This is a genomic window from Kurthia massiliensis (assembly GCF_000285555.1).
Lineage (GTDB): Bacteria > Bacillota > Bacilli > Bacillales_A > Planococcaceae > Kurthia > Kurthia massiliensis.
Genome location: NZ_HE611008.1, coordinates 11091 through 19485, shown reverse-complemented (window position 1 = coordinate 19485; position 8395 = coordinate 11091). Strand labels below are relative to the sequence as shown.

13 protein-coding genes are annotated in these 8395 nt (G+C 35.0%); 9 read left to right on the top strand and 4 right to left on the bottom strand.

All coding sequences use genetic code 11. From position 1 onward, the window contains the following. The coding region (locus tag KMHG_RS16500; protein ID WP_010291227.1) for an Eco47II family restriction endonuclease at window positions 1–522 on the bottom strand (522 nt) is incomplete at its 3' end. Window positions 523–542: 20 nt separating this feature from the next. Then, entirely contained in the window at window positions 543–1274 is a 732-nt protein-coding gene (locus KMHG_RS16495) for a cold-shock protein (RefSeq protein ID WP_010291224.1), read from the bottom strand. A 171-nt stretch (window positions 1275–1445) separates the two neighbouring features. Between KMHG_RS16495 and KMHG_RS16490 the strand changes: the two genes are divergently transcribed. Beyond that, a complete protein-coding gene (locus tag KMHG_RS16490; RefSeq protein ID WP_010291221.1) occupies window positions 1446–2822 on the top strand; it encodes a DNA cytosine methyltransferase in 1377 nt (458 codons plus the stop codon). A gap of 12 nt (window positions 2823–2834) precedes the next feature. On the opposite strand, the gene KMHG_RS18540 is transcribed toward KMHG_RS16490, so the two are convergent. After that, on the bottom strand, window positions 2835–3215 hold the full coding sequence (locus KMHG_RS18540; RefSeq protein WP_010291220.1) for a hypothetical protein: 381 nt from the start codon (window positions 3213–3215) through the stop codon (window positions 2835–2837). Window positions 3216–3518: 303 nt separating this feature from the next. Continuing rightward, entirely contained in the window at window positions 3519–4229 is a 711-nt protein-coding gene (locus KMHG_RS16480) for a thermonuclease family protein (protein WP_010291219.1), read from the bottom strand. Between the two features lie 205 nt (window positions 4230–4434). Between KMHG_RS16480 and KMHG_RS16475 the strand changes: the two genes are divergently transcribed. The 8 genes from KMHG_RS16475 to KMHG_RS16435 all read left to right on the top strand — a co-directional run bounded on the left by KMHG_RS16475 (window position 4435) and on the right by KMHG_RS16435 (window position 8323). Continuing rightward, a complete protein-coding gene (locus KMHG_RS16475; protein WP_010291217.1) occupies window positions 4435–5028 on the top strand; it encodes a hypothetical protein in 594 nt (197 codons plus the stop codon). 294 nt (window positions 5029–5322) lie between these two features. Further along, entirely contained in the window at window positions 5323–5556 is a 234-nt protein-coding gene (locus tag KMHG_RS16465; protein WP_010291216.1) for a hypothetical protein, read from the top strand. A gap of 19 nt (window positions 5557–5575) precedes the next feature. Beyond that, on the top strand, window positions 5576–5818 hold the full coding sequence (locus KMHG_RS16460; RefSeq protein ID WP_010291215.1) for a DUF2922 domain-containing protein: 243 nt from the start codon (window positions 5576–5578) through the stop codon (window positions 5816–5818). Between the two features lie 50 nt (window positions 5819–5868). Then, window positions 5869–6108, top strand: coding sequence for a hypothetical protein (locus KMHG_RS16455; RefSeq protein WP_010291214.1), 240 nt, complete (start codon window positions 5869–5871; stop codon window positions 6106–6108). Window positions 6109–6121: 13 nt separating this feature from the next. Next, complete coding sequence (locus KMHG_RS18910) at window positions 6122–6259, top strand: YvrJ family protein (protein ID WP_010291213.1); 138 nt, start codon at window positions 6122–6124, stop codon at window positions 6257–6259. A gap of 75 nt (window positions 6260–6334) precedes the next feature. Beyond that, the gene (locus KMHG_RS18535; RefSeq protein WP_010291211.1) at window positions 6335–7165 is read left to right on the top strand and encodes a tyrosine-type recombinase/integrase; all 831 of its coding nucleotides are present in this window, start codon (window positions 6335–6337) and stop codon (window positions 7163–7165) included. An 11-nt stretch (window positions 7166–7176) separates the two neighbouring features. Then, entirely contained in the window at window positions 7177–7695 is a 519-nt protein-coding gene (locus KMHG_RS18145) for an N-acetylmuramoyl-L-alanine amidase family protein (RefSeq protein ID WP_010291208.1), read from the top strand. Between the two features lie 403 nt (window positions 7696–8098). Continuing rightward, complete coding sequence (locus KMHG_RS16435; RefSeq protein WP_010291207.1) at window positions 8099–8323, top strand: hypothetical protein; 225 nt, start codon at window positions 8099–8101, stop codon at window positions 8321–8323. Window positions 8324–8395: the final 72 nt, after the last annotated feature.

Sequence of the window (8395 nt, the reverse complement as noted above, 5' to 3'; positions counted from 1 at the left end):
AATTTTAACTCTAGGATCTGTATATTTGACCTTTTTTGAAGTAAATTCCCATACCTCATTTTGACTTTTTGTATCGATAATTCTCACATAGTATCCGATAGAATCAGGATTTTGATCTACTAATTCTTTTAATTTGTTAAATATAGTAGGTTTATCTTCACCTTTTACAGTATTATGCTTATTTTTAATTTCTGCAAATATTTTTTTATCTCTAGATTCTATATCATGAGAACCTGCACTTCCAACACGTTTTAATCCTGGTAATTTCCCTAAAAGTTCCTCATGGAAATCTCCTATAGCATTACTTATAGACTTATCCCTTTTTCTTTGAACTTCCATTTCTAAGTATTCTTTAATTTCGATTCCTTTGAAATTCATATCAAAATAAAATTTAAACGGATCAACCTTATTATCATAAAATTTCTTTAGATCAAAATTTAAAGATATTTGATTAAATTTCTCGTATAAATTATCTAGACACTCAAATAAAGATTCATCACTTACAAAACTTAATAATGTCATATTATCCCTCCCTAAGAATATTATAGCACTCTTTCCATTTCTTCCAAATTAAGCACATAACTATCCTTAGCATTATGATCATCATCCATACGGCTCTGATATGTATGTAATGAAATCAAATTATTTTCCACTTTGTTTTTTATAGCTGAAAAGTTAATTTTCCAAACACCACTTAAAGGATTTACTTTCTTACTTTTATATGATAGTTGTTTCCAATCAACCCAAAAATATATATCACAATTCGGATAATTTTTTTCATAATTATCATAATCTTTTTTATTAAATGTTACTGCATATTGTGGAGAAATATTGTATCTTTCCGCTGTAAAGAAAGGAGTATTTTGAGTTTTTAAATCTGCAAGTCCTTTTGTATCAATATTTAGTAAATCTATATGCGCAGGATTTTTTTCTTTTTCTGGATGTATTATTAAATTGTCTTTAATTTTTGGAACAATATTTTCAATAAAATCTCTTTCATATGCTTCACCAATAACATACCAGTCATCTCTTTGTTCCGTATTAATACCATGAATATTATCATTACGCTCGATTTTTTTTATAGATCTTGCAACTTGTGTACCTTTATATTGACCTTTTTCTTGGGTAGAAATTTCAAATTCCACTGTATCTCCTTCATTAATATTCCCCTCTACAATATCTTTATTACTAAAATATAAATCTTTAGAAACTTGGCCATTTCTCGTTTGAATAAATCCCCACTCACCTTTGAAATATTTAACGCTACCTTTCATTAAGCTCATCTCCCTTTAATTATTAAATACAATTATACTATAAAAACAAAATAACTTTAGGTATTTAGGTATAAAAAACCTTTTTAAATCCTTCTGCTGGACCGGGTAACAAAAAAATGATAAAATGTTAATACACTTATAATCAGCATCAAAAATAATGGAGGAATTACCTTGAACGTAACTTTAAGTGAATTGGAAAATAAATTGGAACAATTGAATCTTTCAATTCCAGAACAATATAAAAATGAAGATTTAAATAATGCTACTATATATAAAATTGCTGCAGAGCTTGGAATAGATCCAAAACAAATACTGGATGATAGTAGACCTATAGATTTGTCAAAGTATGAAGCTAAAAATGAATTTTTAGATGTAGAAAATTCTAATATTATTCCAAAAAGAAATTATAAAGCCGTTGAGGTATTTGCTGGAGCTGGCGGATTACTTTTAGGTTTGCATAAATCTGGAATAAATTCCGTTGCTGCTATCGAAATAGATAAGCATGCATGTAATACTTTGAACGAAAATAATGAAAAGCATAATTTAGATATCTCTGTAATAAACGAAGATATAGAAGTTGTCGTAAAAGAAGGAATTAGAAAATATATTCCAGCAGAAACGGAAATAGATATTCTATCAGGAGGTTACCCTTGCCAAGCTTTTAGTTTTGCAGGAAAAAAATTAGGATTAGAAGATACACGAGGAACAATGTTCTATTGGTATGCTCAATTATTAAAACAGTTAAATCCGAAAATGTTTTTAGCTGAAAATGTTAGAGGACTCGTAAGTCATGAAAAAGGTGCTACCTTACAGGGTATGATAGATGTTTTCGAAAGCATGGGTTACAGTGTGAAATATAAGGTATTAAAAGCCACAGATTATAATGTGGCACAGAAAAGGGAACGAATTTTTATTATTGGTGTAAGAAAAGATTTAATCACTGATGAAAATAGTATAGAGTTCCAATTTCCAAAACCACAATTATATAAACCTGTATTAAAAGATGTATTAAAAAATGTCCCTGATTCTCCTGGCAAGAAATATCCTCAAAGAAAAAAAGAAATTATGGATATGGTACCACCAGGTGGATGTTGGAGAGATCTCCCTTTAGAAGTACAAAAAGAGTACATGAAAAAATCCTTCTATTTAGGAGGAGGAAAAACAGGAATGGCTCGTCGTATTTCATGGGATGAACCATGTTTAACGCTTACTACAGCACCTGATATGAAACAAACAGAACGATGTCATCCAGATGAAACACGTCCATTCACGGTAAGGGAATATGCACGTATCCAAAGTTTCCCCGACAGCTGGATTTTTACAGGGCCTATTACTGCTCAATACAAACAAATTGGAAATGCTGTGCCGGTAGAATTAGCTAATTATGTCGGAAAGAGTATTGTTCACTACCTTAACAACCTTGAAAATACTTCTGAAAAGCCAGAAAATAAAAAAGAAAACCAAAAAAATGATGTGACTATGTATAAAATAGAAACTATTAAAGCAGTAGATTCGGTTGTAGAGCAACTAGCAATGAACTTCGAATAGAAAAAATAGTATTTATCTCTTTAGCCCTAGCAGCTCAATATTCAATCCAATTCTAAAATTGAAAACATCCTCAGCAGCGATACTCGCAAAATCAGTGCTATATTCTTTCTCAATATTACGCACAAACAGTAATTTACCGATCAGCTGCAACTCATGGCCGTCTGGCGTTGTAACTTTCCAGATTGGCAATCCTGATTTGTAAAATCCAGCATCATCGACGAGGATCGCGATTTCTTCACTGTAGTCAGCGATATCATATGAATCTGCGCGAAGCAGGCGGCAAATTTCTTCTGTTTGCACGTCAAGGTTATCATTGTCGATCATTACGGTGCCGACATCGTATTGCATTTTCGATTCTGGAAAATCTATGTAATAAAGCTTTAACTTTGGCATATTGTCAGTCCTTTTAAAAAGAAAATTATAGTATTTACTATAGCATGTTCGTTCAAAATTTTTTCAAAATCTCTAGCAATTTTTTACAAACACTCAAAAATAATTAATAGCAGAAATATTGATGTGACGCTATTATGTAGTTGTATATCAAAGGACTAAGAAACCTTTACCCTTATCCTTAAAAGCATTTGAGTAATCACTCAACACAACCCTTACCACAGTTTTAGCAATTTGGTTACTCTATCAACGAATTTTGCTCAAGAAAAAAGGATGATCCTCGTGATCATCCTTTTTTCGTGCTTTCTAACGTTCGCAAGCCCAGCCATCTTTGTCGCGGTCCATTTTTGCTTGATAAGCTTTGTGGCCCTTTTTAACGCCGTTTGGATAGTCTTTGCGTAGCTCTGTGCAGTTTTTATATGTTTTCGTTGTTGTCTTTTTAGAAGATGTATTGCTTGATGATTTCTTCGTTGTTTTGAAACCAGAACTTGTAACATAACCTGATCTAGACCAAATGCGTAGCTTTTCTTTTTTCGCTTTTGCTTGGGCATTCAGGTACTTCGCTTTGTTCGTTGTGTTTGGCGCGTAAATGTATGCAACACGTGCGTAACCTTTGCGAACAAGATCCATATTAAGGTCCTTGCCATCTACATATACGTACGCTAATTTACGGCCGTATTTATCGCCCTTGTAGCCTGATTTATCAAAATCGAGCTGAATCTTTTTCGCGTTTTTTAGTTTTTTCTTTGTATAGTTACTCGCTTCTTTTGCATACGGTTGTACAGGTGTATTTGGTTTCACGCTTTCTGGTGTGTCCACTAGTAAAAAGCGTACTTTAATATTTTTGCCCTTGTATTTGAAAGTTGCTGTGTCGCCATCAGTTGCTTTTACAAGAGAAACCGTATTTAACGTTTTGGCGTTAACAGTTGTATGTACCGGAGCGGCTGCAATACCGGTGAATGTTGATAATCCGATCGCACCTGCCATCACAATTTTAGCTAAATTTTTGAATTTCACTCTAATCACTCCCCAAAATTATATATCCATATTTTAGTTTTTTTATCTCAAAATTCAAATCAGACCTTTTGTGCTGATTTATAAATTATAAAATTATTCTAAAGTACCTATATATCCATTATTTAACAGATAAATCATAAGGTTAATATACATTAAATAGATATAAGTTTATCGTTAATTAAAAATAGAAATGAGTTGAACTTTAATGAAAAAATTATTAATAGCGGCTTCATTAGCATTAGGGATTTCTGCAACAAGTAGCTTCTCGTCCTCAGTAGCGTTAACAGCTCACGCAGAAGAAGCGGCTAATCTCTCTCCTAGATTTGTGAAAGCTTTAAAAAATGGCACGATTCCACGAGCAAAAGGAAAAGTCGGTATGACTTATAAAACTTTCACTAAAAAAGGTCCTATTATTAAAGATAAATATGGCAATAGTTTAAGGGAGTTCTCTGTAAAGAATTCATTAACAGACGAAGATGGCTATAGCTTTAACAAAAAAATCACTCCTAACGCTAAAATTACCTCTATTTCACGTGCTTTTAACTATGTGATTTCTTATGATTCAATTGAAAAAAACTTTGGAAAACCATATAAAGGTGTATGTAGTGGTAGCTCTTATAGACAAGAAACAAATATTCATAAAGCGGGAAAATATTATTTTTCTTATTATGTAGCTGGTGCTGGCAGCGCAAAAGCAAATTCTTGGGATCATGATACAACTTATATTACTGTAGGTACTAAAAAAGAGCTTATGAAGGATATATATATGGGATGCAGTTATAAAAAATTATATCGTTAATTATAATGGACCTGTCTTCGAACAGGTCTTTTTTTTACCTCCAAACACTATTACAAAGTAACTTTCACCTCCTAATAAATGACACCCACCTCTCTCCCTCCCACATCTCATATACTGAAATAAATACCTTTTGGAGGTGACGCAAAATGAACGGATTCTTTCTTTTAGCAGCGCTGGCATGGTCGCTTGCGAAGACTGTAAATCACGTGGATGTTGCGCTTATTCGTAAATAAATGAAACCATTTACACCTCAATTTGACCATTGTATATTTTTGGTAAAAGGAGGTGACGCACATGGCGAACGTAGCACACTTTGAACGTTTATCGTTAGCTTTACGCTACCAATATTACGATCGAGAAATCGATAAAGAAGTGAAAAAAGGTTTTGCACTTCCAGACGTGAAAAAGACATTAACGCAAGATCAACTGTTCGAATTAGTTCACACGATTGCAGCGCTGATCGACATTCCAGAAGAATCAATTATTAGCGGTGAACTAAACGAACGCACACAACTTTACATTAAATAATCGAAAGGGGGACTAGCAGATGGCAACAGCTAAAAAACATCCGAAAGTGCTTGTGATGCAATTTACAAACACAGACACAAATAAAGTACGTCGATTCAACTTAACGAATCCACGAGAAGATTTAACGGATGCTGAAGTTTACGCAGCAATGAAAAAAATCGAGGAATTAAGCCCGTTTGTTGCACTTGGTGTAGCGCCAGTCATGAAAGGTGCACAAATTGTCGAAAAAGAAACAGTCGATTTTGGCTTAACGGTTGAATAATACAAAAGCTAGGCGTGGACCTAGCTTTTTTTGTAGAAAGGAGCAGGTTTATGGCAATGAAAAAGAGTCGGCTCAAGATCACATCGCTGGCCAATAAGGTTTATAAAAAATGCGAGTGTTGTGATCGCGTCAAAGATATCTATTTTACATTGCTGATTTACGACGCAGACACCGGCGAATATTTGCAAGGTACGATCGCTCTTTGTCGCGTTTGTGGTGAAAATTTGGGTGATGTACTCAATATTCCAGTGACGACAGAGGGCACGAATGCCAACTTTAAATTCAATTAAAGGGGGTTTTTCGATGGAACAGCTATTCCAATACTTTGATTACGGCTTCTCATTTTTGCTGGCGATCTACTTGCTAACGAGAATGGAGAAGAAAATAGAGGCGTTAACGACGAGCATTATCGAATTGACGCACGCACAAAACAAAGATTAAACAACACGCAAAAATCGCGCGATAGCAGTTTGGACATACGACATATATTTAAATATGCGCCAGGAGGGACTTTTGATGCTACAAATTAATAAGTATTTGCAACATTTAGAGTTTGAAGGAAAAGCTATTAACACGATTGAGACGTATCGTTATCATCTTTTAGCATTCGATGCATGGCTTTCATACGTCGGAAAAGCGGTGAACGAAGTATCGAGGGCCGACATTTTGGAATTTAAGGAAGCGTTACTGGCTCAAAACAAGTCAGGGCGAACGGTTAACGGCATTCTGTCATGCGTCCGCAACTATTACGATTACTTAATCATGGCGGAGGAAGTGACGTACAATCCGGTTTCTAAGATGATTAAAATCAAAGTAACGCCCCATTCGCAGCGTCGCCTGACGGACGAGGAAATCAACGAGTTTATTAGTTACATTGATCATTTGCCGCATCATACGCGTGCAGCGTTTTATTTAATGCTAGGGACGGGCGCGCGCGTAGCGGAAGTCGCTAAGCTGCGAAAAAGCGATTTTCAGTATATCGATGGGGCGCTTTATATCACCATTCACGATGCGAAGTGGGGGAGTGATCGGCAAATACCTGTTATGTTTCCGCAGGCGGCGAAAGTTGTTGCACAATACATTAACCAACTGGACGTGTCATCTGAATCTGCTTTCCGTTGTAGCGCTCGTACGCTGCAACGTCACGCGAGTAATTTTGCGAAAAAAACGGGCATCAGCTTCAGCTGTCACGTGTTACGACACACATTTGCGACACGTTTATTAGAAAATGGCGTACCGATTGAACAGATTCAATTGCTTCTTGGGCATCGTTCATTGAACATGACGCGTCATTATACGCAGAACGCCTTTTCAAGCTTTAGCGGGATCGCCCCGAAAGTATTTTAGGAGGATGAGGAATGAAGTTTTTATTTGATTATGGACATGGCGGAACGGACCCTGGTGCTACGTATAAAGGCCGAAAAGAGTCGAATGATGTATTACGATTAGGACAAGCAATAGCGAAGCGTTTACGGGCTGTAGGAGCCGTTATAGACGAAACAAGGACAAAAGATACCACACTATCGTTAAACGCCCGTACGAAGCGCGAAAATGCGTCAAAATACGACTATTTCATCTCGTTCCACCGAAACGCTATTGCGCCTGAAAAAGCGCACGGTGCGGAAGTATTCACGTATCCAACCGCGAGTGATAAGGCGAAGAAATTGGCGAAGCAGCTACAAGACGCTTTGGTCGGTGTCGGATTCAAAAATCGCGGAGTGAAGACAGCTGGTTATTACGTGTTGAAGTACACGAAAGCGCCAGCAGTGTTGCTAGAAATCGGGTTCATCGATCACTCGACGGATAATAAGTTATTTGATGGACGATTTGACGAGATCGTTGAGGCGATTGTTGGTGTGTTAAAGAAGTTGAAATAATGATTTATGATTGAATTGTAATTCATGTTTGCCCGTAGCGCGATGCTGCGGGTTTTTTATTTATCTCTAAATATACAAGATTTTATGCAAAATCGGTGAACTAGCTGTGTGCGTGAAACATCGCTCAAATGCTTAGTATGACTGTGTTTTCAGGGGAATGTATAAAATCGTGCATAAATTCCTTACAACAATGAAAGCTCAGAACGTTGATATAGCAACATTCTGAGCTTTTTTGTATGATTCCAAACTTCGATTTGGGAACGTTATTTTGTATAAAATTGTATACTTTCAACCTACTATTTTTTTCACTCTTTTTTCATTATCTAAAAACATCATATTTGATATAATTAATCTATAAAATTCCATTTTTTGTATTTTTTAAATAAAAGGCAGGTGGTATTTGATGGAAAAGAAGAAAAAGAAGAAATTAATTATATTTTTAAGTTTTGTTTTATTATTTATATCACTTTTTGTATCTATTTTTATTTTATTATTTAATGGCCATTACAAAGTGGCGTTAATTTTATTTGGCGTGTTAATGTTTTTATTTAGTCTTCTTACCAGTTCGATTTCTACAGACAATGAAGTATATATTTACAAAAAAATACACGAAAATAAGAGAAAATAAAATTTTGTAACAACCGATAACACTTTTTCTTAGGTACTTTCATGAATCATAATGTTAACTAAAAAAGCACAA